The organism is Pseudoclavibacter sp. RFBG4 (genome assembly GCF_002931515.1).
Classification (GTDB): Bacteria; Actinomycetota; Actinomycetes; order Actinomycetales; family Microbacteriaceae; genus Pseudoclavibacter.
In genome coordinates this window covers 49,528-74,256 of record NZ_PSYC01000027.1, presented here as the reverse complement: position 1 = coordinate 74,256, position 24,729 = coordinate 49,528, and the positions used below count along the sequence as shown (strand labels likewise).

Genomic DNA, 24,729 nt, shown 5'->3' with positions numbered 1-24,729 from the left:
GCCGGTTCGCGGGGTCGGGGTCAGTGCTCCGTGAGCTCGGGCTGTGTTTCTCGATGCTCGGTGAGTTCGGGTGCGGTGAGCCCGCGAAGCTGCTCCTCGACGGGGCGCGGGGTGCTGATGGGGGAGCCGATGTTGAGGGCGTCCAGCTTTCGAGCAGTGGGGAGGACTCGCGTCTCCAGGGAGCCCAGGAACGCGTTGTAGCTGGTGGTGGCACCAGCCAGCGATCGGCCGAGCTTGTCGATGTGCGTGGCCAGCGTGCCGAGGCGGGTGTGGAGCTGGGTGCTGAGTTCGAAGATCTCGTGGGCCTGGTCTTCGAGCACGTCCTGCTGCCAGGCGTAGGCGATGGCGCGGAGGGTGGCCCAGAGCGAGACGGGAGACGTGACCGCGACTCCGCGGTGGATCGCGTCTTCCAGGAGCGACGGGTCGGAGGCGACCGCGGCCGAGAGCGCCGACTCGCTGGGGACGAACGCGATGACCAGTTCGGGGGATCCGGGCACCGCGCTCGGGTAGCCGCGCGCGGCGAGGGCGGTGACGTGTGAGCGGAGGGCCTTCGCGTGGTCGCCCATGAGGCTGCGCCGGCGTGCGGTTTCCTCTTGGTCGCCGAGTTCGCTGAGCTGGCTCGCGGCGAGGTACTTCGCCATCGGGGCCTTCGCGTCGATGACGAGGTGCTTGCCCCCTGGCAGGTGCACGATCATGTCCGGGCGCCCCGCGCCCTGCTCCCCGGTGAGCGTGACCTGCGTGTCGAAGTCGACGCGCTCGATCATTCCGGAGGCCTCGACGATGTTGCGAAGCTGGGCCTCGCCCCACACGCCTCGTGCCTGGTTGGACTGCAGCGCGGAGGCGAGCGAGTCGGTTGTCGCCCGCAGGCGCTCGTCGGCTTCGTGCTGGTTGCGGAGCTGCTCGCTGAGCTCGCCGTGCTGCTGCAGGCGCTGCTCCTCGATGGCGGCGACGGCGCGGCGCATGAGCTCGAGCTGCTTGTTCACCGGGGCGAGCGCCGTGAGCACCTGCTGTTCGCCGACGTCCTTCGTGCGGCGCGCCTCGAGCTGCGAGCGTTCCCGTGCGAGCACCTCCTCGAGATGCTGCTCGGCGGTGGAGCGTGCCTCGCGCGCAGCGAGGGCGCGTGCGCTGGCACCCGCCAGCTCGGTCGCCAGCTGTTGGCGCTGGTTCGCTCCCCGCATCGCGGCGATCGCAAAACCGACGGTGAGGCCGAGGAGGAGGCCGATGACGAGCGGAAGAAGGTCCATGCATCCACCCTCGCAGGTGCCTCCGACATTTCAGGCGAAGGTGGCCGCCGCGGTGAGTGTCGCGGCGAGTTCCCGCTCCCTGCTGAGCTCGATGCGCTCGATGTCGACGCCCGCCGACGCGCCCACGTCGGCGAGTTCCACAGCTCCCAGCCTTCGCGAGACGTCGACGACGATCGCGGCGCTCGCTTCCGCATCGGAGACGGGGTCGTGGTGCACGAGCGTCGTGAAGCCTGCCGCCTCCGCGGCCACCGGGAGGCGGTACGAGTGCAGCTCGTAACTGCGTCTCGCGAGTCGGAGCGAGCAGAAGTAGGCAAGCGGTGGAAGCGTCGTGTTCGTCGCAAGGCTGATCGTGACGGCCACGCCGATGTCGAAGCGCGCGTTGTGCGCGACCAGCACATCGTCTCCGACGAAGGCCAGGAGACGGGGGAGCTGCTCCTCCCAGGTCGGAGCACTGCGGGTCATCTCCCGGCTGATGCCGTGCAGCTGGACGTTGAAGGGCAGGAACGCGTCGTGGGGCTGCGGGGGCTGGATGAGCCAACTCGCGCGCTCGACGACGGCACCGTCCCGCACCTTGACGAGTCCGACGGCGCACGCTGAGGCGGGGGAGCCGTTGGCGGTCTCGAAGTCGATCGCGGTGAAGTCGATGGTCACGTCATTCATGGTGGCACGAACCTGGCACCGGTCGAATCGGGTGTGGCGCATCCGGTAGGCAAGTACGATAGGTGCTCGTGGCTCTTACTCTTGGCATCGTCGGCCTGCCCAACGTCGGCAAATCGACCCTTTTCAACGCACTCACGAAGAACCAGGTTCTCGCGGCGAACTACCCGTTCGCCACGATCGAGCCCAACGTGGGGGTCGTCGAGCTGCCGGATGCACGGCTGAAGGTGCTCGCCGAGATCTTCGGCTCTGAGCGCATCCTGCCCGCCGCCGTGTCGTTCGTCGACATCGCGGGCATCGTGCGCGGTGCGAGCGAGGGCGAGGGGCTCGGCAACCAGTTCCTCGCGAACATCCGCGAGGCGGACGCGATCGTGCAGGTCGTGCGTGGCTTCGAAGACGGCGACGTCGTGCACGTCGACGGCAAGGTCGAGCCCGCGAGCGACATGGAGACGATCAACACCGAGCTGATCCTCGCCGACCTGCAGACCATCGAGAAGGCGCTCCCGCGCTTCGAGAAGGAGGTCAAGCAGAAGCGCCTCGACTCCTCCGTGCTCGAGGCGGCGAACGCGGCGAAGGCGGCGCTCGACGAGGGCACGCTCCTCTCGGCGACCAAGATCGACCTCGAGCCCATCAAGGAGCTCGGCCTGCTGACGGCCAAGCCCATGATCTTCGTCTTCAACATCGACGAGGCCGCGCTGAGCAGCGAGGAGAAGCTGGCTGAGCTCGCGGCGCTGGTCGCTCCGGCGAAGGCGATCTTCCTCGACGCGCAGACCGAGTCCGAGCTCATCGACCTCGACCCCGAGGAAGCCGCCGAGCTCCTCGCGTCGCTCGGTCAGGACGAGTCGGGCCTCAGCCAGCTCGCCCGCATCGGCTTCGACACGCTCGGGCTGCAGACCTACCTCACCGCGGGCCCCAAGGAGTCGCGCGCGTGGACGATCCGCAAGGGCTGGAAGGCACCGGCGGCGGCCGGCGTCATCCACACCGACTTCGAGCGCGGCTTCATCAAGGCCGAGGTCATCTCGTTCGACGACCTTGTCGAGACCGGCTCCACCGCCGAGGCTCGCGCCAAGGGCAAGGCCCGCATGGAGGGCAAGGAGTACGTCATGCAGGACGGCGACGTCGTGGAGTTCCGCTTCAACGTCTAGATTTTCTTTGGTCAGGCATTCTATTGGGATCGAGATGAATCGCTTGAGCCGAGTTTCGGTCTCGGGCCGGGAAGTAAAGTTCTCGGCCGCGGTATTCTCGGAAAGCACGGCAAACTCGCGGTACCTGACCGCTTGACGGGACGTCATGATCAGTCTGCGGCTTGCGCTGCTCTCGCGGCTGATCCGGGCGACTACCGATGTGACCGACCGCCTGGATTACTGAGCGCGCTTTGCGAAATTGTCTTTCATCCCGAAGCCAGGGGGCTTGTAAAAGAGCCAGAACACCTGCACAAAATCCTTGAGCGCGAGAACTGGGTGTTTGGGGAGCGGTTCAACATGATTAGTTCCGAGATTGGTCTCGCTCGCGGTTGAGCAGGATCTCAGCATGCTCGGACGCAAGGGTGAACTCGTTACCCAGGTCGCTAAGACCGACGGCGGCCAGCGCCGCTTGGACCTGATGTTCTCGTTGGCGGCTCCCGAGCACGAGACCAGGCGCCAACTTACTGTGGAGCTGAAAGCCCCATCCTTGGTTGCGTCATACATGGGAGGTAACTAAATCAAAGGCTACGCCCGGGCCATCGTCAGCGCCCCTCAAATCTGCCGGGACTCACAAGGTGTGGGACTTCATGCTCGTCGTGAACGATCACGAAAACGACGCGCAGCGCGACATCAACTAGCGTGGCCGTGAGTCGGGGGTGCTCGATGAATCCGAGCTCGACCCTATTTTGACTCTCCGCTACAGAGCCTGGGTGCGCCGCTGGTCGGAGATCCTCGAAGCTGCGGACCCGTGGTTTCTATGCATCGAGCGTGGGTTGCAGCACGGAGCCCCCTCTTCGACGTCTAACGCTACCTGCGCGAACACCTTGCAGACGTCCTGCCAAGAGGGCCATCCTCGGAAGATGACCCGAGTTGGACCGCGTCACGGAATCCGCAACGCACCCGAATGGATGAAACATGTTTCTGATTGCCTCGGGACATCGATGGGCCCGGCACTTCGCCCGTGTTCTCGAGAGCTTGCGCGGTCCAGTTGCTGATCACGACGGAGTCCTCTCGGAGCAGACGGTTCTCGCTCACTGAGGCCACACCGCAGGCCTGCCAAGTTGGCCTGAATGAAGCTCTCTGGTCCTGCCGCTTAGCCGGGGCCCTGGTTTCAAACTCGGGCACTCCGCTAAGCTAGATGTCTACGGCGTACCTGGCGAAATATGACTGCCATGGCGTTTCGATTTGGGAGTGGTCACGTGACTGACATCGGCCCTTTTTCGGTTGAGCCGAAGCAGATCGAAGGGCTCGATGGGTCCGGGTTCGCGGATCTCGTTAGCAGGCTGCTCGCAGCGGAGATTGCTCGCGCGGGTCTGGCGGGATGGACACTCACACAGACGTATCGGACTAACGCAGCAGATGGCGGCGTCGATGCGGGGCTTAGTAACTCCATCGCGACTTGTTGGCTACCGGAGGGAGACTCCGCCTGGCAATTCAAGGCCGGTGATCTTGGGCCAGCCGCCTGCGAGACGGAGCTGCGTGGCGCCAACGCGGCCGTCGAGATTCTGAAGGCCGGCGGTTCCTACCGGCTGGTGCTGGGGAAGTCCCTCGCCCCGAATCTGATCGCTACACGCAAAGCGCGCTTGGAGAACGTTGCTCGGGCACTCGGCGTGGAGGTTGTGCCGGGCCTGATCGAGGTGCTCGCAGGAGACTCACTCGCGCGGTGGGCCGAGGAGTTTCCTGCTGTCGCAAGTGGCCCGTCCATCAAGGGCATGGGCACGATTGGCCAGACGTTTGGCGAGTGGTCTGACTCCGTGTCACACACGACGACATGGGTGCCATCAGAAGCGCGCGAGAAGCAGATCGAAGACCTGCGCGCCGCTATTCAGACGGGGGACGAGTCCGGAGTCCACGTCGAAGGCGTGAGCGGCCTTGGCAAAACGCGACTGGTGATGGAAGCCCTTCGCGGTCAGCCGAACGAGGCGCTGGTCGTCTACGTTCCGAGCGAAGACCAGTTTCCGCCTGCGGTGCTAAATCATCTTCAAACGCAAGGGCGCTCAGCTGTCGTAGTGATTGACGAGTGTGATGCCAAAAGGCACGATGTCTTCGCGGGCATGCTGCAGACCGGCACCAGGATTCGCCTGGTGACAATCAGCGAGCCCTCACAGCGTGCTCCCCGAGCAGCGACACTCCTTGTCAAGGCTTTTGATGACAAACCGCTATCGAAGCTTCTTCAAGAGAACATGCCCACGCTATGGCCCGAAGCGACGCGCGTGATCGTCGAAGTATCGGCCGGCAACATCGACTACGCGTTGAAGTGCGCGAAGGCGCTGATCGCGCAGCGCCCGAGCTTTGCCCGTCAGCTCGTCGACCCCGCTGACATCCGGCAATTCATCGCAGATGAGCTCCCCGGCGGTGCACTTTTTTTAGCGTCCTCCGCTCTGGCCCTTTTTAGTCGGCTTGGCTTCGACGGCGATCTGGCGTCGGAGGTGCACATAGTGAGCGCCGCCCTTACGATCCCTGAAAGCGACCTGCGGGCCGCGGCAGCTGAACTCACGGCAAAGGGTCTACTTTCTTCGCAGGGGCGCTATCGCAGTGTCGGACCGAGCCCCGTTGCGATCTATCTGGCCGCGAAAGGGTGGACTGAGTTCGGATCACGCATTATGACCGACTTGATCCCAGCGCTGACGGACGACTTGATTGAGCGGCTGTTCGCGCGGGCCGTCGAGATTGGGGACGCTTCCCTGCCCCGCGCTGTGGTCGACAAGATGCTTGGGGAGAGCGGCCCGCTTAGTTCGCTTGAGGCGGTCGCCGCTGATCGCAGGGGCAGTCTCATCGAGCACCTCGCAGTGCTCTCCCCGGGGCGCGTGTCCCGGCGGATCTCTTACCTACTTGGCAGCGTAACCAAGGCTGAACTGTTGGCTGCAAGCGGAGCACGGCGGCCCCTCATCTGGTCGCTCCAGAAACTGATGTGGCACTCGGAGACTTTCTCGGAGGCAGCCGACTCTCTGCTACTCCTTGCTCTTGCCGAGAACGAAACCTTCTCCAACAACTCGACTGGTGTGTGGGTGGATCTCTTTGGCGCGATGCTTCCGTCGACGTCAGCGTCGCCAGAGGCTCGACTTGCCTACCTTCGCGAGAAGCTGGTGTCTGAGGACTCGCAAGTCCGTTCGCTGGTCGTAAGCGCGGCCGCTCATGCGCTGGAGAGTCATGAGTCGACGATGGTGTCCGGTGAACTCCAGGGCGGCGTCGTTGTCGAGCCTCGAGGCGCACCCAAGACTTGGGGAGAGGTCTGGGCATACAGGAACGCGATGATCGACCTGTTGAGAATGCTGGCCGACGACCCGGATCTAGCCGTCGCTGAGGACGCAGTGAAGTCCCTCACCGGGGCTATCCATGGCGTGCTAGGCATTCCTGCTGTGCAGGGACATCTCGCTGCGACCCTTGCTTCGCTGCCCGCTCGGCAGCTCCAGCTCGCGCGCGCCGAACTTGCGCATCTCAGTTCGCTGTACGAGCGTACGGGTGATGAACGCAAGCACGCCGCAGACATCGACGCGATGATCGCGGAACTCCCCACTGAGTCCGTTGCTGACCGACTGTGGGTGATCACTCACGCCTCGCCATGGGATCGTCCGAAAGTCGACATCGAAGCAGACCTCCTCGACACTCTGAGCGGTATGACGCCAGCGGAAGCTACCGCTTCACTCATCGATGCCCTGTTGAAGGAGATTCCGACGGATTTCAATGTCGGTGCGATGATCGGGCGTCTTGGTGTAGCGAACGAGCGCGACGAGCAGTTCTTGATCAAGTCGTTTGGAGGGGTGAACTCGAGAGCCCTCACTGGGTACTTGCTGGCAAAGGAAGAGCTCAGCCCAGGGGCCTACGACGATTTCGTCGATAGCGCGGAAGTGAACCAAGTAACGAAGCTCAGGCTCACCACCCAGGGGCCGCGCACGGCGCGGGCGGGAGAGCGGATTGCGGAGTACCTTCCGAGTATTTCCGTCGCCGACGGCGCACGCGCGGTGTTCTACTGGCTCCGCGAGGAAAATGACGAGGCGCTCCTGCGGCTGTACGTCGAAGACTGGTCGAAGCGAGTCGAGACGCAAACTGATTACAACGCGCTTGTCGACTTCATCGCCTTCGCGATTCACGGTCGCTCTGACCTGTCTACCGATCTCGAAGACCTCATTGGTGATGTCGTCACCATGCGAGTCGACTTCGCGGATGTAGGGCAGCAGCGGTATGACTGGAGGATGCTCGCAGAGCGACAGCTCGACCGCAGGCCGCAGCAGCTTGTCGACACCATCGTCCAGCTCGTGGAAAGCGATGCGGTAAGCATCTACTGGCGATCGGAAGAGCAGAGTCTGTTTGCTCGCTCGATTCAAGCGGCCGGACCCACAGCGTGGGTTGACCTCATGGATCGGTTAGAGTCGCGCGGCTCGTTCAAGCTTTCGCTCGCTGTGCGGGGCTGGCTCGCAGACGTCGTCGGTCTCAGTGTCCTGGAAGGGTGGGTCGGGAAATCGAAGGAGCGCGCTCGTGTGGTTGCTTCCGTCGCATCAGTGGGCGACGAGATGCTCAGTGCGCCTGCGTCATTTCTTCTCGCTCTGTTCGGGGACGATGACGCCATAACCACACCACTCATCGGTGAGTTCATCTCGGGTGGCTGGACCGGCGATGAATCCATACGAATACGGGGCCAGGTCGCTCAGGTCAAGCGATGGCTTGCTGAGCCCGGTCTGTCTGACGGTGCCAAGCGGTGGTGCGCAAGGGTGATCGACCTCCTTGAGTCCAGACTGGGCGACGTTGAGCAGCGTGAGCAGGAGAATGACTGGTAGAGAGGCTCTTGCGTACCAACGGATCTGCCGAGGTCCCGATGTCTCTTTCTTCGGCCGGCAGCTTGTGGTCCTGCGCTACGAATACGCCAGGGCTCTCGCTGTGGATGCATATCGAATCGGCGCCGCATTGGCGGTCGACTGATTGTCTGCTGCTGCTGCCGCTCAAGCGCTAGTGGCGCGGGGAATGAATTTCAGCTTTCCTGAGGAGGACGGAAATCGTCCAGCGTGTCAAGCTTGGATGATCGGTGAGCAATGAACGTCCGCTTGACGGCTCAGCTCGCTGACGTCTGTGACCGCGGCGACGTCGTGGTGTTCCAATCCAACGTGTAGCGGCTCTGACGTCCCGCCGCTGCATCGCTTATGCGCGCTTCGGCGCGTCGAGATGGAGGCCTGGCAGTGAACGATTCGCCTGATTGTGTCTTGATTCCAGCGCGGGAGCGTCGCGCGTCCCCACTCGGCGGGCGCAAGCCCGCGACCGCCGAGCTGGCACAGTTCCAGACGCCCGATGAGCATGCCATGGACGACATCCTCCCCGTCGACCTCGCGACGGTTCGTCTGCTCATCGTGGGCGTCAACCCGGGACTGTGGACGGCGGCGGTCAACGCCCCCTTCGCGCGACCCGGCAACCGATTCTGGCCATCCCTGCAGCGGGCGGGCCTCACCGACGACATTGTCGACGCGTCGCGCGGCCTCTCTGCGCCGGACGAGCAGCAGCTGCTCCGCCGGGGCATCGCGCTCACGAACCTCGTGGGCCGGGCGACGGCGCGTGCCGACGAACTGACGACCTCGGAGCTGCGCGACGGTGGGCGGCGAATCATCGAGCGCGTGCACGAGATGCGGCCCGACGCTGTCGCCGTCGCCGGGATCACCGCATTCCGCACCGCGTTCGGCCTGCCGAAATCGAAGCTCGGACGCCAGGAGGCGGGGACCGTGCGTGGCTGGCCGGAGGACGTCGACCTGTGGGTCGTCCCGCAACCCAGCGGGCTGAACGCGCACGAGACGATCGACACCCTCGCCGCCAAATGGCGAGAAGTCTGGGATTCGCTTCCTGCCGAGTGACGACGCGGCCCTCACGTCATGGACAACCCAGGCATGCTCCGTCAGGACGCGAGCGGCACCTGGGCGGTGACAACGCGGTGCGGGTACTCGGCCTCGCGCCCCTGGAAGGCCAGGATGCTCGGGTTCTGGATCCCTCCGTCCCGAATCTCGATCGCGCGAGTGAGCGTCGCACTCTCAGCCCACGCCGCCGGGCCTTCGAGGACGGGGCGAAGGAACGGGAGCAGGGCCTCGCTGATGTCCCAGGTGGCGGAGTTCCACAGGTAGGACGGGCTGTGGTCGACGGCGTAGTAGTTGACGCCCTGCCCGACCGTGAACATCGGCTGCTCGAACGTCGTGGGCCGTGCCCACTCGAACCCCATGCCCTCGTCGCAGGAGACGTCGATGATGAGGCTCCCCGTCGAGAACCGTGCGAGGTTCTCCGTGAGGAGGTAGGTCAACGGTGCGGCGACATCCTGGAAGGTGCAGTTGACGACGATGTCGTAGGTGGCCAGGAAGTCGGGGAGCAGCCAATCGCCCTGCTCGGTGCTGACCGTGCTCAGGTGCGTCGGCCCGTCATCCGTGTTGAGCTGCGTGATGTGGGCGTTGTGGATGGGGGAGCCCACGGCCGCCGCGCCGCGCTGCGTGAGCACCTCGATGTCGTGGATGCCGTGCGCGTTGAGCGCCGTCACCGCGCCTCGGGCGGTCGCGCCGAAGCCGATCACCACGGCCCTGAGGCGAGGGCCGTAGAGACCCGTCAGCCCGATGAGGCTGAGCGCGTGGATGACGGAGCAGTAGCCGGCGAGCTCGTTGTTCTTGTGGAAGACATGCAGGCTCATGTCACCCTGAGGCGTCCAGTGGTTCATCGCCTCGAACGCGATCAGCGTCAGCTTCCTGTCGATGGCGAGCTGCGTCACCTCCGGGTCCTGGACGCAGTGCGGCCACCCCCAGAGCATCCGCCCTGGTGCGAGCGCCGCCACATCTGCAGCCTGCGGCTTGGGGAGCAGGAGCACGTCAGCGGAGGCGAGGACCTCGGCTCGCTCGGCGACCCTGCCGACACGCGATTCCACGTAGCCGGGCTCGAGCTGGAAGTCGGCCCCGTAGCCGCGCTCCACGATCATGCGAGCCCGCACGTCCGCGTCGATCCGATCGAGGTGATGCGGGTGGAGGGGGAGCCGGCGTTCGTTCTCCATCGAGGAGTCGGCGAGGACACCGAGCGAGAGCAGCGGAGCACGGGTGGAGGCGACGGCGGACGACATGGGATCCCATCATTGGGGAACCAGAGTCAGCTCCTGCCCCGACAGTACGCCCATTTCGGGCAGGCGCATTCGCTAGGGTGACCGGCAGCCACCTTCCCCAGCGTCCAAGCGTGCGGTGACCTCGGGAAGCAGACCGCAGCCTGGAGGCCCAGATGATCGCGTACTCAGAGATCGCCACGCTCGACGCCGAGCAGCACGAGCGCATCCAATCGCTGTTCGAACGCAGCTCCGCGATCTGGGACCTTCCCGAGGACGAGGGCAAGCTCGAGGTCTGGGACGAGTTCATCGAGGACTGCGAGCGCGCCGAGTTCCCCCACCTCATCGCGAGCGCCCGCTTCGGCCAGTACACGACCCTCGTCAAGGCGGGACTCGCGGTCCGAGCGCTTGATGCGTACGTGCGGCTCATGCAGGTCATCCACCGCCACGGCGACCTCATCGCGCCCGAGAACGTCGGACGCATGCTCAATTCAATTGCGACCGCGAGCATGACGCTCGTCGACGACCCGGCGGTGTCGCTCGAGCAGATCGCCCGCGCCATCGACCTCGTCGAGCAGCAGATACGACAGCGCGGTGCCGACATCGTGGGCGTCTACGTGGCGCGCGCCGTGGTCTCCGCGGCCAAGGGAGACGCCGACGCGACGTTCGACTGGATCCAACGGTGGCGATCCGAGAACAGCGTCGAGTGGCGGCCGGACGACTCCGGTGTCATCCAGATGGAGCTGCCGCTCGTCGCGCGCTTCGATCTGCCGCGCGCGACGGAGACGCTCGAGCAGCGGCTGCGGATGCTCGAGATCGACCCGGGCCAGCTCGACGCCACGCGGTCCGACGCGGAGAACGCCACGCCCCTCCTTATCCTGCTCGCCTTCTTCTACGTGCGCGCCGGCCGTCGAAGCGATGCGAACCTCATCGCAGACCAGCTCCTCGCCGGGATCGGGGCCTCCCGACTCGCGCGAGACGGGGTCGCGGAGTTCCTCATCCCAGTCCTCGAGGAGCGTCCGGAGGCCGCGCTCGAGGCCGTGGACCACACCCTCCGCAACCTGCACCTCGACGGGAGCGACTGGGAGGCCACCGCCGCCACGGCGCGCAACCGCATCCTCGCCGATCCGGCCGGGGACGAGGGCGGGCTGCTGCGAGCGCTCGCCGAGGAGGCTGCCGCCTCGCTCGACCGGCGCGGCGGAACCGACGTGCACTCGCGGGAGCTCGACGAGTTCTGGTGGGCCGGCCTGCCCGCACCGACGCGACCGGAGGTGGTCGATGACGAGGAGGCCTGGGGTGACGTGGAAGAGCGAGCGGAGACGATCCTCGCGTCCGGCTGGCTGCCGCGCACCGCCTCGGTCAGCATGGAGGAGCCGCCCATCTCCATCAAGCACCGCTACGTCGCGCACCTCGGCGCCACGATGGACCTTCTCTCGGCCGAGACCTCCCAGGACGCCGACGCCCTCGCGGCCTCGCTCTCCGCGCGCTCAGAGCAGCTGAAGTGCGCCACCACTCGGTACTGCGTGCCGCTGCTGCATGGCCTGCGCGCCGGTCAGCAGGGCGACATCGCCACGCTCGTGCGCGACTTCCGCGCGGCCCAGGTGGAGCTTCGGAACGACTCGGACGCGATTGAGGACTCCATCGCGGCCATCGGCGAGCGCTTCTTCGCCGTGACCGTCGACCAGGCGGTCGCCGCGCCCGACGTCACGTGGCCGGAGATCGAGGAGCTCATCGAGGCAGAGGTGCGCCTCCGAGCGGTCACCGGGGGACCCACCGCCCATCTGACCCTCGCACGCGCGGAGGTGGCGGCCCACCGCGGCGATACGGCGTCGCTGCGCTCCGCCCTCGAGCAACTCGGAGTCCAGCTCGAAGCGGAGAGCCGGATGCTCGATCGGGTCACGGTCGACCTCGAAGTCGTGCGCCTCACCGCGTTCGCGGCGCCTGCGTTCGCGGCGGCCACCGCGAGAAGGATCCTCGCGGACGGCGATGCTGAGCAGGTACGAGCCGCGACCGCCTGGCTGTGCTGGCTGGACGCTCGGTCAGGGGACAGGGCCGCCGCCTCGGCCGAGTTGTCCCGCATTCTCGAAAGTGTCGACGGCGACGTGGATGCGTTCGGTCCGCTGCCCGGATGGGTGCTGCTCGAGGGGATAGCCGCACCCGGCGTCGAGCTCGGGCCGCTCATCGACGCGCTGCTCGCGGACGTCGACGAGTCGCCGAGCGACCTGATGATCTTCGCCGCGTGCGGCAGCGCCCTGCTCGCCACGGCCCCCGACGACCCCCGAGGGCCGGACCTCCGTGCGCGCGCCGCCGACATCACCCGCCGGCTGGACGCCCGAAACGGCGATGACCGCTGGAGCACCTGGGTGCGCGAGAGATGGTTTGCGGGCGATGCTTCCTTCGGGGCGTCCGCATGAGTGGCGAGAGCTTCCGCGTCGACCTGCGCGGCATCGTCGACATCCTGTCCCATCACCTGTACTCGAGTCCGCGCGTGTACCTCCGCGAGCTCATCCAGAACGCCAGGGACGCGGTCGTCGCCAGGAGCGAGCTCGATCCGACCGCGCCCCAGGAGATCACGGTCGAGGTCGAGGACGGTGGGGCCGTGCTGGTCCGCGACCACGGCATCGGGCTGACCGAGGAGGAGATGCGGTCGGTGCTCGCCACCATCGGCGCGTCGAGCAAGCGCAGCGACTTCACCAGAGTGCGCCGACAGTACCTCGGCCAGTTCGGCATCGGCCTGCTCTCCTGCTTCCTCATCGCGGATCGCATCGAGGTGCGCTCGCGCAGCGCGCGCACGGCGGACGCGCCGACGATGAGCTGGGTCGGGAGCTCGGACGGAACGTTCACGATCACACCCGCGGAGACTCCGTTGCCGGATGCGGGCACCGAGGTGCGCGTTCAGGCTCGCGCCGACGACCGAGAATGGGTCGACCCGGTGCGGGTGCGTCTGCTCGCCGAGCGCTTCGCCAGCCTCCTTGAGCTCCCGATCTCGCTGCGCACGACTCCCCGGCAGCCGCCGGAGCTCGTCAGCACCGGGACGCCACCGTGGCGGACCTCCGATTTCGAGGCGGCCGAGTGGTGTCGCCGTGAGCTCGGGTTCGCGCCCCTCGCGGTGCTCCCCGTCGACGTCCCGACCGCCGGTGTGGTCGGCGTCGCCTTCATCTCGGACAGCCCGGGGCGGGTCGGGAACCGACACGGCGACACGGTCTACTCGCACGGCATGTTCGTCGCCGATGACAACGTGCAGCTCGCTCCGAACTGGGCCTACTTCGTGCGGCTCGCCGTCGAGGGCGGCGACCTGCCCCTGACCGCATCCCGCGAGTCCCTCCAGGACTCGTCGGCGATCGGCGAGGTGAAGGCGCAGATCGGCACGCAGCTCCGGCAGGGCATCGAGCACTTCGCGCTGCGCGATCCCGTCGGCTTCGACCGATTCATGGACGTACACGCGAAGGGCATCCTCGCGATGGCGGCGGGGGACGACGACATGCTCGACCTCGTGATCGGCCACGTGCCCTGGGAGACCAGCGAGGGCACGATGACCCTCGCCCAGATCCTGCGCATCTCGGACGACGTGCAGTACACCGCCTCGATGACCGACTTCACGGCGTTCGCGCCGCTGCTTCGCGCGAGGAAGGCGCTGCTGGTGAACGGCTCCTACGTGTACGGGAGCGAGATCCTGCGCAAGGTGCGCGAGCGTCGTGGGCACGCGGCGCGCGTTCGGGCGTTCGACCCCCACTCGTTCCTCGACGAGCTTCCGGAGCCGCGTGACGACGACGCTGCGGCTCGAGGATTCGAATCGCAGGCGCGCATCGTCCTCGACCGGCTCGGGGTCGATCTCGACCTGCGGGAGTTCGCCCCGGCATCCACTCCGTCCCTGTTCGTCGCCGCATCGAGCGAGCAGAACTGGGGTCAGCCTGCCGATGCGGGCGCGGATGCGGACCCGTGGGCGGACCTTCTCAGCGCACCGACGCCGCCGCCCGCTCGGCCGAGGCTCGTCATGAACGTGTCGAGCGACGCGGTGCGCTCGCTCGGGCAGGTGCGCGACGAGCGCGTGCGTGCCGAAGCGATCAGCGGACTGTACGTCATCGGCCTCCTGAGGGCCGGCGAGACGCTCGACGAGCGGCACGGTGAGCTGCTCAGCAGCACGCTGCACACGCTGATCGCCGCGGCGGGCTCCGGGGAGTGACAGGGCGAGGAGACCGGGAGTAGGGTCGCGGTCACGGGCCGATCCCGCGTCGACGGAAGGACTCTCGATGTCCGACACCACCTGCCACATGTCCATCTCCCTGGACGGCTTCGTCGCGGGCGCCGAGCAGAGCGCGGAGCATCCGCTCGGCCGAAGAGGGCACGAGCTGCACGGCTGGCACATCGGCGACCCACGGGCGACCGACGCCGACGAGGTCGCGACCGGCTGGCTCATGCGACCTCGCGGCTCCTACGTGATGGGGCGGAACATGTTCGGTCCCGTTCGCGGCGAGTGGGACGAGGAATGGCGCGGGTGGTGGGGTGACGAGCCGCCGTACCACGCGCCGGTCTTCGTGCTCACGCACCACGCACGCGACCCCATCGAGATGCAGGGCGGCACGAGCTTCCACTTCGTCACGGGCGGCTTCGACGCGGCCTACGCCAGGGCCTTCGAGGCCGCTGGAGGCAAGGGCGTCGACATCGCCGGCGGCGCCTCCACCGTGCGACAGGCGCTCAACGCGGGGGTTGTCGACGAGCTCACGCTCGACGTCGCGCCAGTGCTGCTCGGCTCCGGCGAGCGGATGTTCGACGGCGTCGAGGTGTTCGACTACGAACCCGTCGAGGTGCTGCACTCGCCCCTGTCGACGCACATCCGCTACCGGAGGTCGGCCAAGCGCTGACCGCACCGGGCCGGCAGGGGGCTGCCCGTCATCTCTCCTCGAGGGGCTCAGCTCAGCCGGCGGCCTTGCGGACGTGGTCCGCGATGGTCTTCTCGGTCTCGGGGGTGAGGCTGATGAGCGCGAACGACGTCGTCCAGAGGTCGCCGTCGTCGAGCTGCGCTGCCTCCTCGAACCCGAGCGTCGCGTACCTCGTCGTGAACTTCGATGCCGCCTTGAAGAACACGACGACCTTGCCGTCGGCGTCGGTGTAGGCGGGGAACCCGTACCAGGTCTTCGGCATGAGCTGCGGGGCGACCTCCTTCACGATGCGATCGACGCCCTCGGCGAGCACTCGATCCTCGTCCGTCATCTCTGAGATGGCCTTCTGGATGGCGGCGTCGCCCGCGGCGCGGTTCTTCCCGGCCTTCTGCTCAGCGCGCAGCTCTGCGGCGCGCTGCTTGACCGCGTCCCGCTCGTCCTTCGACAGTCCAGCCGTCTTCTCCGCCATTGCGCGCTCCTTCTCCGTGTTCCTGACCGGTGGTTCAGAACCAACGTACGACCCATCGGGGCTGCGCGCTTCTCCGAAACTGCTCGGACCCGCCATCGAGGCCCCATGGCATCCCGCTCGCACCCAGCTCCGGCCAGCAGGATGGGCTGATCGCGATGGGCCGGTCTGAGGAGGCACGCATGGGACTTCGCTGGTATTCGACCGTCGTCGACGCGCACGACCACCGTGCGCTCGCGGCCTGGTGGGCGGAGACGCTCGACTGGCAGGTGAGCTTCGAGGATGAGAACGAGGCCGCGGTCATCCCCAAGTGGCTCGACGAGGAGAACCCGGGGGTGCCGTTCGAGCAGGTCGGGCCGGGACTCGTCTTCGTGCCGGTTGCGGACGAGCGGACGGTGAAGAACCGGTTGCACATCGACCTCGCCGCCCCGTTGCACGAGAGCCAGGTGGCGCACGTCGACGCGCTGCTCGCCCGCGGGGCCAGCCGAGCTGACGTGGGGCAGGGGGAGGACACGACGTGGGTCGTGCTGCGCGACCCAGAGGGCAACGAATTCTGCGTCCTCTCGTCTCGGGAGTCCTGAGCGCCGTCCCGCACACCACCCCCCCCACGAGCGGCCCGTCAGAATGTCGGTGGTCCGGTCCAAACTGTCGGCATGACAGATCAACGAATTGACAGAGAAGCCGAGTCCTTCGTGCGGAGCCTCGCCGGTGAGCTCCTTGCGCCGAGATCAGGGGAGTGCGTGCTCTGCTACGTCGCCGACCAGCTCGACGAGTTCGGCTGCGATGGAACGCATCGCTTCTCGAAGTGGTACCAGGAGCGCCAGGCGCCGCGGGCAACCGCGCTCCTCGAGCGACTCGGCCGCATGGGCGCCTACTGCGACTGCGAGATCTTCCTGAACGCCGCTGATGCCGGCGAGGGCGAGCCCCAGGTCCTCCCCGCCTGCCTGGGCGTTCGTCGCGGGTCGACGCAGCCCTGCAGGCTCTGGTGGACAGAGCGCGGAAGCGCCTACTGACCTCGGTCAGCGACGCGGGAGCGACCGCTCCGCGCAGGCGACGCACTGCTCGGCGAACGGGCGCACGCGCAGTCGCTGGTCCGGAATCCGCCTGCCGCACGTCACGCAGACACCGTAGGTGCCCGCCTCGATGCGCAGCAGCGCTGCTTCGATCTGCCGGAGCTCCGACTTCGCGGCGTCGGACTGGCCTGCGAGCCTCGACCACTCCGCCGAGAGGGGCGCCCCATCGGGGTCGTGCTCGTCGTCATCGTTGAGCGACGCACGATCATGCACCAGCGTCTCGAGGGCGGCCGCGCTGCTCTCGACACGCCCTGCAGCGAGCAACCGCAGGGCCTCCAGGCATTCCGCGTGCGTGTCAGCTCCATCCATGCCGCCATTCTCGTGCAGCACGCGCCAGAAGTCCCCACGGAACCCGAAGCGCCCGAAGGGCCCTCAGTGCCCGAAGCGCTCAGGGGCGGCCCGGGTTGCTCACGGACAATGACGCACTACGCCATCGAACGGAGTTTTATGGACACGGACGTCGTCATCATCGGAGCCGGACTCGCCGGCCTTCGGGCAGCGCAGAGCCTCGAGTCTCGTGGACAGAGCGTGGTCGTCCTGGAGACGCACGACGAGGTCGGCGGACGAGTCCGCACCGAGGCCATCGACGGGTTCCTCTGCGACCGGGGCTTCCAGGTGCTCAACCCCGCCTACCCGGCGCTCAGGGAGTGCGTCGACCTGGGGGCGCTCGAGTTGCAGAGCTTCGGCGTCGGGGCGATCGTGCGGTCGGGCGAGAAGGCGACGACGCTCGCTCATCCGATCCGCCACCCTCAGCACGCGCTGCCCACCCTGCTGAGCGCACACACCCCACTCTCCGATCTCCTCGCGCTGGCCCGGTGGCTCGGCCCGACGCTGCTGAGACCCGACTCGGTGCACGCGGGCGCCGACCAGGAGCTCGGCACCTCCTTCGACGATGCAGGGCTCACCGGCCGCCTCCGCACCGACCTGCTCGACACCTTCCTCGCCGGTGTCCTCGCCGACAGCAGCGGCACCTCGTCTGCCACTTACGTCAAGCAGCTCGTCCGCTACTTCGCCCTGGGGGCGCCGGGACTCCCCAAGGACGGCATGCGCGCCCTGCCGGCACAGCTGGCCGCGGGGCTCCACGAACCCGTGCGGCTCGGCACCGCGGCACGAGACGTCGAGGAGACGTCTGGCGGGGTGAGGGTGACCACGGACCGCGGCACCATCCTGGCTCGCGCCGCGATCGTCGCGGTGGCACCCGACGAGCTGCCCGCGGTGACGGACCAGGAGGCGCCGGAGACCCACGGGCTGACGACCTGGTGGTTCCGGGCGACGGGTACGCCGCGAACCGGCCCCTTCCTGCTGCTCGACGCCTCGCGAGCCGGCGGGGGACCCGCGGGGCCCATCTGGAACACCGCCGTCATCTCGGAGGTCGCGCCCTCCTACGCCCCAGCAGGAGCGCATCTCGTGCAGGCGACGACCCTGCTCGATCGCCTGGACGGGCTGGCGAGCGAGGCGGAGGTGCGCCGCGATCTCGCACGCCTGTACAAGACCTCCACCGCCGATTGGGAGGTGATCACGCACCACGTGATCCCGCACACGCTCCCGGTCCAGCTGCCACCCCTGCGGGATCGCGGTCCACAGCACCTGGGGGAGCGGGTCATCGTGACCGGGGACCACCGCGAGACGGGGTCGATCCAAGGGGCACTCGTCGCCGGCCAGCGAGCAGCAGCGGCAGTCGCCGAGTCCCTTGCCTGAGCCGGCCAGGAAGGGCGGCAGCCTGCGCCTGGTGTTCCCGCATCAGCTCTTCGAGGAGCACCTCGCCGCGCCGTCCGGCACCCGCTTCGTGCTGATCGAGCACGAGCTCCTCTTCCGCCAGTACCGATTCCACTCGCACAAGCTGGTCCTCCACCGGGCCTCCCTTGCGCGGTTCGCGAAGAGGCTCACCGGGCACGGCTTCGCCGTCGAGCACCTCGAGAGCAGGAAGGAGCTGCCCTCCAAGTTGCAGCTGGCCGAGCTCATCCGCCGCGAGGCGCCTCGCCGGGTCACGTGGTTCGACGTGGTCGACGACTGGCTCGAGCGCGACCTCCTCGGCGCGCTCGAAGCTGGTGGCTACACGTGGAGCGGCGACGATGAGCTCGAGTCGCCCAACTTCCTCACCGGGCGAGCCGAGATCGACGCGTGGTTCTCGGGCAACGATGCTCGCATGCACGCCTTCTACATCTGGCAGCGCCGGCGACTCGGTCTCCTGCTCGACGAGGACGGTGAGCCCCTCGGCGGGCGGTGGTCGTTCGATGCCGAGAACCGCAAGAAGCTGCCCCGCGGGTACGTGCCACCGAAGGTCGCGCGCTTCGAGGGGCATCCCGTGCTGCAGCGGGAGGGGACGTTCGACCTCGACGCGCTCCTGGGGGACGAGCCGGCGGCAGGCAGCGCCGAGCCTAGGAACGCCGACGTCGAGGATGCTATCGCGTGGGTCGGCAGCGAGTTCCCCGATGCCCCTGGCGACCCGACGACGTTCGTGTGGCCGACGGACGCCGACGAGGCCCAACGTCACCTGGCGGAGTTCGTCCGGGAGCGGCTTCGCGACTTCGGGCCCTACGAGGATGCGATCTCGAGCGAGCATCCTTTCCTCAACCACGGGCTCCTGACCCCGGCACTGAACATCGGCCTGCTGGACCCGCTGCAGGTCGTCCAAGCCGCGCTCGATGCGACCGACACGGAGACACCCCTCGCCTCCCTCGAGGGCTTCGTCCGCCAGGTCATCGGGTGGCGCGAGTACATGCGGGCCACCTACCAGGTTCGCGGTCGAGAGCTGCGGACCTCGAACGCGCTGGACCATCACGGGCGCCTGACCCCCGGCTGGTGGCAGGGCACGACCGGACTCGAGCCGGTCGACCTCGTCATCTCCCGTGTCCTCGAGACCGGCTACGCCCACCACATCGAGCGGCTCATGGTGCTCGGCAACGCCATGTCGCTGCTGCGCATCCACCCCGACGAGGTCTACCGCTGGTTCATGGAGCTGTTCGTCGACGCCTACGACTGGGTCATGGTGCCGAACGTCTACGCGATGAGCCAGTTCGCGGCGGGCGCGGACATCACGACCAAGCCGTACGTCTCCGGCAGCAACTACCTGCGCAAGATGTCCGACCTGCCCGCTGGCGACTGGACCGCTCGGTGGGACGCCCTCTACTGGGCCTTCGTGGACGAGCATCGTGCGGTGTTCGCGCGGAACCCGCGCACCCAGATGACCGTCGCGCTCCTCGACCGGATGGAGCCGGAGAAGCGGGCCGAGCACCTGGCGACCGCGGCCGAGATCCTGCGTCCGTCAGCAGTAGCGGCAGACGCGGACCGCTGAGCGGAGAAGCCGGCCACCGCAAGGCCCGAATCCCGCAATTTCCTCCTAGGATCGTGAGACGACGAGGACCGCGTCATCTCAAGATCCCGTCATCACATGATCCACGTGCAAAGGAGCCGCTCATGGGCGCGTCCATGGTCTTCCCGAACTTCCCCGTCGCCGATGTCAAGGCGGCGACCGACTTCTACGTCGGCCTCGGCTTCACCGTGAATCCGATGTTCTCCGACGACAGCACGAGCTGCATCGTCGTGAGCGAGCAGGTGGCGATCATGCTGCTGCAGACGGAGCGCTTCCAGGGCTTCCTCCCCGAGGGGGCAGAGGTGATCCTCGGTGGCAACCGTCACGAGAGCACAACAGCCCTGCTCCTCGGCAGCGACGCGGAGGTCGACGAGATCACGGCGAAGGCCGAGGCGGGTGGTGCGAAGATCCACCGTCCCGCGGAAGCCAACGAGTTCGGCATGTACGGAGCCGCCTTCGATGACCTCGACGGCCACCTGTGGGAGGTCTTCCACATGGCCGCGCCCGAGGCGTAGCCACCCGACGCCAACCCCACAGGGGAACGCCGAGCGTGTCCTCTCGGCACCTCGGCTCCACCTGGCTCCATTGCCGTTTGCGGCACGGGGACTGGTGGAGCCGTATCCCGTCTGGCACGGTTAGGCGTCCACTCCACTCCCGCACCCTTGGATACGCACATGACCGAGCCTCGCCCGGCAGACAGCCCCGCCGCCGCAGCACCGCAGGTACCCCTCACGCGCAACCAGCGCCTCGACCGGCTCCAGTTCACGGGCAGGCACCGGAAGCTGCTCTTCGGCTCCGGCATCGGCTGGGCGCTCGACGCCATGGACGTGAGCCTCATCTCGTTCGTGATGGCCGCGCTCGCGGTGCAGTGGAGTCTCGACGCGACGACGCTCTCGTTCATCGCGTCCATCGGCTTCGTCGGGATGGCGATCGGGGCGAGCCTCGGCGGTCTGCTGGCCGACAAGCTCGGCCGGCGTCAGGTCTTCGCCGCCACGCTGCTCATCTACGGCCTCGCGACGGGAGCCTCGGCGCTCGCGGCGTCGGTGGCGGCGCTCATCGTGCTCCGCTTCGTCGTCGGCCTCGGGCTCGGGGCCGAGCTCCCCGTCGCGTCCACTCTCGTGAGCGAGTACGCGCCGAAGCGCATCCGCGGCCGAGTCGTCGTGCTGCTCGAGGCCTTCTGGGCCGTGGGCTGGATCGGCGCCGCGCTCATCGGCGCCTTCATCATCCCGCTGTCCGACGACGGCTGGCGCTGGGCGCTGCTGACGGGCCTGCTGCCCGCGATCTACGCGGTCGTCGTGCGCTTCGGGCTGCCGGAGTCGGTGCGCTTCCTGGAGAGCAAGGGCAGATACGGGGAGGCCGAGCGCGCCGTTCGGCAGTTCGAGGAGTCGGCGGGCGTGGATGCGCCGGAAGCGTCGGCCGTCGAGGCCACGGATCGCGCGCAGGCCGCTGAGCGCGCGAGTGCGGCGTCCGGCGCGCGGTCGGCCCGGTGGCGCGACCTCTGGGCTCCCGCGCTGCGCCGCAGGACGGCAGCCCTCTGGGCAGTGTGGTTCTGCATCAACCTCAGCTACTACGGCGCGTTCATCTGGATCCCGAGCCTGCTGGTCGGCCAGGGGTTCACTCTCGTGAAGTCGTTCGAGTTCACATTGATCATCACGCTCGCGCAACTGCCTGGCTACGTCGTAGCCGCCTTCCTCATCGAGCGGATCGGCAGGAGGGCGACGCTCGCGATCTTCCTGCTCGGTTCGGCGGGTGCTGCCTTCTGGTTCGGCTTCGCGACCACGGAAGGCACCATCCTGGCCGCAGGCATGTGCCTGTCGTTCTTCAACCTCGGCGCCTGGGGTGCCCTGTACGCGATCGGACCCGAGCTCTACCCGACGAGACTGCGGGCATCCGGAACGGGGGCGGCGGCCGGCTTCGGCAGGATCGCGTCGATCATCGCGCCGCTGCTTGTCCCCGTCATGCTGGCCGCCGGCGGAGGAGTGCTCGTCTTCAGCGTGTTCTCGGCGGCCTTCCTCCTCGCGGCCGCGGCGGCATTCACCCTTCCCGAGCTCATGGGCACGGAACTCGAGGAGTAGCGGTGCGTGCAGCGCGTGCTCCGTGCGCGGACCGCGCGCGCCGCAGCTCGCCCGAGTCGGTCGCCGACTAGCCTGGAGCTGTGAGCGAACGACAGGATCCTTCACGACGCGGGGTCATACGGGGAAGTGCGGCGGTCGGCGGAGGAATCGCGACGGCGGCGTTGCTTGCTGCCTGCGGAGGGCCAGACGGCGAAGGCGCTGGCGGTTCCGCTGCGGAAGCCGATGCGGCGGTGAGCGGATCCATCCCGCTCACCGAGGTGCCCGTGGGCGGTGGGGCCATCGTCGCAGCCACCGAGACCGTCGTCACGCAGCCGGCGGCTGGCGAGTTCTTCGCCTTCAGCTCGATCTGCACGCATCAGGGATGCCCGGTCTCGCAGGTCACCGCGGAGCACATCATCTGTCCATGCCATTCGAGCCACTACGACACGAGGACCGGCGAGCCCGTCTCCGGACCAGCCAACCAGGCCCTCGCCCCGCGCACCGTCACCGTCACCGAAACTGAGGTCGAATACTCGTGAGCATCACCAACATCGAGGCGATCCGCGACCTCGCGTCGAACGCCGGCCTGGAAGTCGAGTACTGGGGCTGGCGGGGCGAGAAGGAGCAGGTGTCGCCGGAGACGTTGGCGGCGGTGCTCGATGCGCTTGGGCTGTCTGCGAACACCGACGACGAGGTGGCGGCATCGACCGTCGCCTTCGAGGAGCGTCCGTGGCGGCGCACGGTGCCAGCCTGCACGACCGTGCGCGCGGGGAGTTCCGCGAGCGTCTTCATCCACGTGCCGCACGGCAGCGCCGTCACCGCAGAAGTGCGGCTCGAGGATGGCACCGTCCGCCAGCTCGAGCAGCGCGACAACTGGGTCGACCCGCGCAGCATCGACGGCGCGCTCATCGGGCGAGCCACGTTCGCCGTGCCGACCGACCTGCCGACGGGCTGGCACTCGATCGCCGCCCGTGTCGGCGAGGGAGCTGCCGCCGTGGACGAGTCGGAATCGGGCACGCTCATCGTCGTGCCGACGACCACGCCATGGCCCGAGCAGCGCTCCTGGGGACTCTTCACGCAGCTGTACCAGCTGCGCTCCTCGACGTCCTGGGGCATCGGCGACCTCCGCGACCTCTCGGTGCTGACCGCCTGGGGAGCCGAGCGCGATGCCGACTTCGTGCTCGTCAACCCGTTGAACGCGAACCCTCCGGTGTCACCGCTCGAGCCGTCCCCGTACCTGCCGACCTCGAGGCAGTTCGTCGACCCCCTCATCCTCAACATCGACTGGGCTGCCGTCTTCGTCTCGGAGCGCGCGCCGCTCCCGGCCGCCACGGTCGAGCTCCTCTCGGGGCTCGCAGCTGCGGCCATCGTTGGGAACGGCATCGACACGGTCGACCGCGACGAGGCCTGGGCGCTGAAGGAACCCGCCCTGCGCGCGCTCTTCGAGGCCTGGCGGGCGGCGAACGTGGTCGACGACGAGTTCGAGGACTTCCGACGAGCGTCGGGTGAGCCGCTCGAGCGGTTCGGCGTCTTCTGCGCCATCTCGAGCGTGCACGGCCGCGACTCCCGCGAGTGGCCGCACGAGCTCGCGACGGCCAACGGCGCCGAGGTGCTCCCGTTCGCCATCGCGCACGCCGAGGACACCGAGTTCCACGTGTGGCTCCAGTGCCTCCTCGAGGTGCAGGCGAGGAGAGTGCAGTCCGAGGCCAGAGCCGCCGGCATGTCGCTGGGAGTCGTGCACGATCTCCCCGTCGGCGTGCACGCGGGTGGAGCTGACGCATGGTCGTTCGGCGCGGCGATGGCCCGTGGCGTGACAGTCGGGGTCCCTGCCGACCAGTACAACCAGTTCGGTCAGAACTGGTCCCAGCCGCCGTGGCGCCCCGACATGCTCGCCGAGCTCGGCTACGCGCCGTACCGGGACATGCTCCGCGCCGTCTTCCGCAACGCGGGCGCCGTCCGCATCGACCACATCCTCGGCTTCTTCCGCCTCTGGTGGATCCCGGAGGGGAACACCGCAAAGGACGGCTGCTTCGTGCGCACCGACGCGGAGGCCATGCTCGGCATCCTCGCGCTCGAGGCCGAGCGCGCCGGCGCCGTCGTGATCGGCGAGGACCTCGGCACGGTGCCGCCCGAGGCTCGGGATGCACTGGCTGAGCGGGGCATGCTCGGCGCCTCGGTGCTCTGGTTCGAATGGCAAGAGGACGGTGTCCCACTCGCCGCCGAAGACTACCGACGCGCCTGCCTGGCGACGGTGACGACGCATGATCTGCCGCCGACGGCCGGATTCCTGGCCCTCGAGCATCTTGACGTTCGCGAGCGACTCGGCCTCCTCGAGGGCTCCGTCGAAGAGGCGAGGGCCGAGGAGACCGAGACGATCTCGAAGGTCGTGGACCGCCTCCGGGCGTCGGGTCTGGTGGGGGAGGATCCCTCCAACGAGGACCTCGTCGTCGCGCTCCACGAGTACCTGGCGGCCTCCTCGGCGCAGCTCTTCGGCGTCGGGGTCTCCGATCTGGCCGGTGACCGCCGCGGCGTGAACCAGCCGGGCACGGCCGACGAGTACCCGAACTGGCGCGTCCCGATGACGGATGCGAGTGGTCGTCTGGTGCTGCTCGAGGAGCTGCTCGCCTCGCCGCTTGCGGCGAGGATCGCGGCCTCCTCGGCCAGAACTGAGTGATGTCCATGAGGCGCGTCGACCGCTGGCGGCCCCGGCGGGGTCGGGGTGTCCTCCTGGTCGGGGCGCTCGGGGTCCTTCTGCTGCTCTCCGCCTGCTCGCCGGCGTGGCCCGAGCCCTCTCCCGGTCCGGCTGAGGCGGC

Annotated in this window: 19 protein-coding genes; 14 read left to right on the top strand and 5 right to left on the bottom strand. The window is 67.8% G+C overall.

Annotated elements, in window-relative coordinates:
- Positions 1 to 20: 20 nt before the first annotated feature.
- Complete coding sequence (locus tag C5E10_RS10435) at positions 21 to 1,244, bottom strand: DNA recombination protein RmuC (RefSeq protein WP_104331576.1); 1,224 nt, start codon at positions 1,242 to 1,244, stop codon at positions 21 to 23.
- Between the two features lie 30 nt (positions 1,245 to 1,274).
- On the bottom strand, positions 1,275 to 1,904 hold the full coding sequence (locus tag C5E10_RS10430; protein WP_228502886.1) for a 3'-5' exonuclease: 630 nt from the start codon (positions 1,902 to 1,904) through the stop codon (positions 1,275 to 1,277).
- Positions 1,905 to 1,972: 68 nt separating this feature from the next.
- Between C5E10_RS10430 and ychF the strand changes: the two genes are divergently transcribed.
- The 3 genes from ychF to C5E10_RS10410 all read left to right on the top strand — a co-directional run bounded on the left by ychF (position 1,973) and on the right by C5E10_RS10410 (position 8,919).
- Positions 1,973 to 3,046, top strand: a complete 1,074-nt coding sequence (gene ychF, locus C5E10_RS10425) for a redox-regulated ATPase YchF (protein WP_104331602.1) — start codon at positions 1,973 to 1,975, stop codon at positions 3,044 to 3,046.
- 1,238 nt (positions 3,047 to 4,284) lie between these two features.
- Positions 4,285 to 7,860, top strand: coding sequence for a hypothetical protein (locus C5E10_RS10415; protein ID WP_146080231.1), 3,576 nt, complete (start codon positions 4,285 to 4,287; stop codon positions 7,858 to 7,860).
- A gap of 516 nt (positions 7,861 to 8,376) precedes the next feature.
- Positions 8,377 to 8,919, top strand: coding sequence for a mismatch-specific DNA-glycosylase (locus C5E10_RS10410; RefSeq protein WP_258071081.1), 543 nt, complete (start codon positions 8,377 to 8,379; stop codon positions 8,917 to 8,919).
- Positions 8,920 to 8,960: 41 nt separating this feature from the next.
- On the opposite strand, the gene C5E10_RS10405 is transcribed toward C5E10_RS10410, so the two are convergent.
- Entirely contained in the window at positions 8,961 to 10,154 is a 1,194-nt protein-coding gene (locus C5E10_RS10405; protein ID WP_104331572.1) for a N(5)-(carboxyethyl)ornithine synthase, read from the bottom strand.
- Positions 10,155 to 10,306: 152 nt separating this feature from the next.
- Here C5E10_RS10405 and C5E10_RS10400 point away from each other — a divergent pair, with 152 nt between their 5' ends.
- The 3 genes from C5E10_RS10400 to C5E10_RS10390 all read left to right on the top strand — a co-directional run bounded on the left by C5E10_RS10400 (position 10,307) and on the right by C5E10_RS10390 (position 14,992).
- Complete coding sequence (locus C5E10_RS10400) at positions 10,307 to 12,544, top strand: hypothetical protein (RefSeq protein ID WP_104331571.1); 2,238 nt, start codon at positions 10,307 to 10,309, stop codon at positions 12,542 to 12,544.
- On the top strand, positions 12,541 to 14,313 hold the full coding sequence (locus tag C5E10_RS10395) for an HSP90 family protein (RefSeq protein WP_181062721.1): 1,773 nt from the start codon (positions 12,541 to 12,543) through the stop codon (positions 14,311 to 14,313). Before C5E10_RS10400 ends, C5E10_RS10395 begins: the two co-directional genes overlap by 4 nt.
- 67 nt (positions 14,314 to 14,380) lie before the next feature.
- Positions 14,381 to 14,992, top strand: coding sequence for a dihydrofolate reductase family protein (locus C5E10_RS10390; protein ID WP_104331569.1), 612 nt, complete (start codon positions 14,381 to 14,383; stop codon positions 14,990 to 14,992).
- 52 nt (positions 14,993 to 15,044) lie between these two features.
- On the opposite strand, the gene C5E10_RS10385 is transcribed toward C5E10_RS10390, so the two are convergent.
- On the bottom strand, positions 15,045 to 15,479 hold the full coding sequence (locus C5E10_RS10385; protein WP_104331568.1) for a hypothetical protein: 435 nt from the start codon (positions 15,477 to 15,479) through the stop codon (positions 15,045 to 15,047).
- A gap of 179 nt (positions 15,480 to 15,658) precedes the next feature.
- Here C5E10_RS10385 and C5E10_RS10380 point away from each other — a divergent pair, with 179 nt between their 5' ends.
- Entirely contained in the window at positions 15,659 to 16,057 is a 399-nt protein-coding gene (locus C5E10_RS10380) for a VOC family protein (protein ID WP_104241621.1), read from the top strand.
- Between the two features lie 72 nt (positions 16,058 to 16,129).
- The gene (locus C5E10_RS10375) at positions 16,130 to 16,489 is read left to right on the top strand and encodes a DUF2695 domain-containing protein (RefSeq protein ID WP_104241620.1); all 360 of its coding nucleotides are present in this window, start codon (positions 16,130 to 16,132) and stop codon (positions 16,487 to 16,489) included.
- Positions 16,490 to 16,495: 6 nt separating this feature from the next.
- On the opposite strand, the gene C5E10_RS10370 is transcribed toward C5E10_RS10375, so the two are convergent.
- Positions 16,496 to 16,858 (bottom strand): TraR/DksA C4-type zinc finger protein, encoded by a 363-nt coding sequence (locus tag C5E10_RS10370; protein ID WP_104331567.1) that lies wholly within the window; start codon positions 16,856 to 16,858, stop codon positions 16,496 to 16,498.
- A gap of 138 nt (positions 16,859 to 16,996) precedes the next feature.
- On the opposite strand from C5E10_RS10370, the gene C5E10_RS10365 reads away from it, so the two are divergent.
- From C5E10_RS10365 to malQ, 6 genes are all read left to right on the top strand, one after another.
- Complete coding sequence (locus C5E10_RS10365) at positions 16,997 to 18,247, top strand: NAD(P)/FAD-dependent oxidoreductase (protein ID WP_104331566.1); 1,251 nt, start codon at positions 16,997 to 16,999, stop codon at positions 18,245 to 18,247.
- Positions 18,248 to 18,278: 31 nt separating this feature from the next.
- Positions 18,279 to 19,844 (top strand): cryptochrome/photolyase family protein, encoded by a 1,566-nt coding sequence (locus C5E10_RS10360; protein ID WP_258071078.1) that lies wholly within the window; start codon positions 18,279 to 18,281, stop codon positions 19,842 to 19,844.
- Between the two features lie 122 nt (positions 19,845 to 19,966).
- Positions 19,967 to 20,377, top strand: a complete 411-nt coding sequence (locus C5E10_RS10355; protein WP_104331564.1) for a VOC family protein — start codon at positions 19,967 to 19,969, stop codon at positions 20,375 to 20,377.
- Positions 20,378 to 20,536: 159 nt separating this feature from the next.
- Positions 20,537 to 21,937 carry an MFS transporter gene (locus tag C5E10_RS10350; protein ID WP_104331563.1) on the top strand — a complete coding sequence of 467 codons (1,401 nt, stop codon included), beginning with the start codon at positions 20,537 to 20,539 and terminating at the stop codon, positions 21,935 to 21,937.
- Positions 21,938 to 22,017: 80 nt separating this feature from the next.
- Positions 22,018 to 22,455 carry a Rieske (2Fe-2S) protein gene (locus C5E10_RS10345; RefSeq protein WP_104331562.1) on the top strand — a complete coding sequence of 146 codons (438 nt, stop codon included), beginning with the start codon at positions 22,018 to 22,020 and terminating at the stop codon, positions 22,453 to 22,455.
- A complete protein-coding gene (gene malQ / locus C5E10_RS10340; RefSeq protein ID WP_104331561.1) occupies positions 22,452 to 24,590 on the top strand; it encodes a 4-alpha-glucanotransferase in 2,139 nt (712 codons plus the stop codon). Before C5E10_RS10345 ends, malQ begins: the two co-directional genes overlap by 4 nt.
- The last annotated feature ends 139 nt before the right edge of the window (positions 24,591 to 24,729 follow it).

Excerpts from the sequence above, each read along its gene's own strand:
- C5E10_RS10380 (WP_104241621.1), top strand. The coding sequence starts at position 15,659 with ATGGGACTTCGCTGGTATTCGACCGTCGTCGACGCGCACGACCACCGT.
- C5E10_RS10375 (WP_104241620.1), top strand. The coding sequence starts at position 16,130 with ATGACAGATCAACGAATTGACAGAGAAGCCGAGTCCTTCGTGCGGAGC.
- C5E10_RS10355 (WP_104331564.1), top strand. The coding sequence starts at position 19,967 with ATGGGCGCGTCCATGGTCTTCCCGAACTTCCCCGTCGCCGATGTCAAG.
- C5E10_RS10400 (WP_104331571.1), top strand. The coding sequence starts at position 10,307 with ATGATCGCGTACTCAGAGATCGCCACGCTCGACGCCGAGCAGCACGAG.
- C5E10_RS10435 (WP_104331576.1), bottom strand. The coding sequence starts at position 1,244 with ATGGACCTTCTTCCGCTCGTCATCGGCCTCCTCCTCGGCCTCACCGTC.
- C5E10_RS10350 (WP_104331563.1), top strand. The coding sequence starts at position 20,537 with ATGACCGAGCCTCGCCCGGCAGACAGCCCCGCCGCCGCAGCACCGCAG.
- C5E10_RS10410 (WP_258071081.1), top strand. The coding sequence starts at position 8,377 with ATGGACGACATCCTCCCCGTCGACCTCGCGACGGTTCGTCTGCTCATC.
- C5E10_RS10430 (WP_228502886.1), bottom strand. The coding sequence starts at position 1,904 with ATGAATGACGTGACCATCGACTTCACCGCGATCGACTTCGAGACCGCC.
- C5E10_RS10370 (WP_104331567.1), bottom strand. The coding sequence starts at position 16,858 with ATGGATGGAGCTGACACGCACGCGGAATGCCTGGAGGCCCTGCGGTTG.
- C5E10_RS10365 (WP_104331566.1), top strand. The coding sequence starts at position 16,997 with ATGGACACGGACGTCGTCATCATCGGAGCCGGACTCGCCGGCCTTCGG.
- C5E10_RS10405 (WP_104331572.1), bottom strand. The coding sequence starts at position 10,154 with ATGTCGTCCGCCGTCGCCTCCACCCGTGCTCCGCTGCTCTCGCTCGGT.
- C5E10_RS10385 (WP_104331568.1), bottom strand. The coding sequence starts at position 15,479 with ATGGCGGAGAAGACGGCTGGACTGTCGAAGGACGAGCGGGACGCGGTC.
- C5E10_RS10395 (WP_181062721.1), top strand. The coding sequence starts at position 12,541 with ATGAGTGGCGAGAGCTTCCGCGTCGACCTGCGCGGCATCGTCGACATC.
- C5E10_RS10390 (WP_104331569.1), top strand. The coding sequence starts at position 14,381 with ATGTCCGACACCACCTGCCACATGTCCATCTCCCTGGACGGCTTCGTC.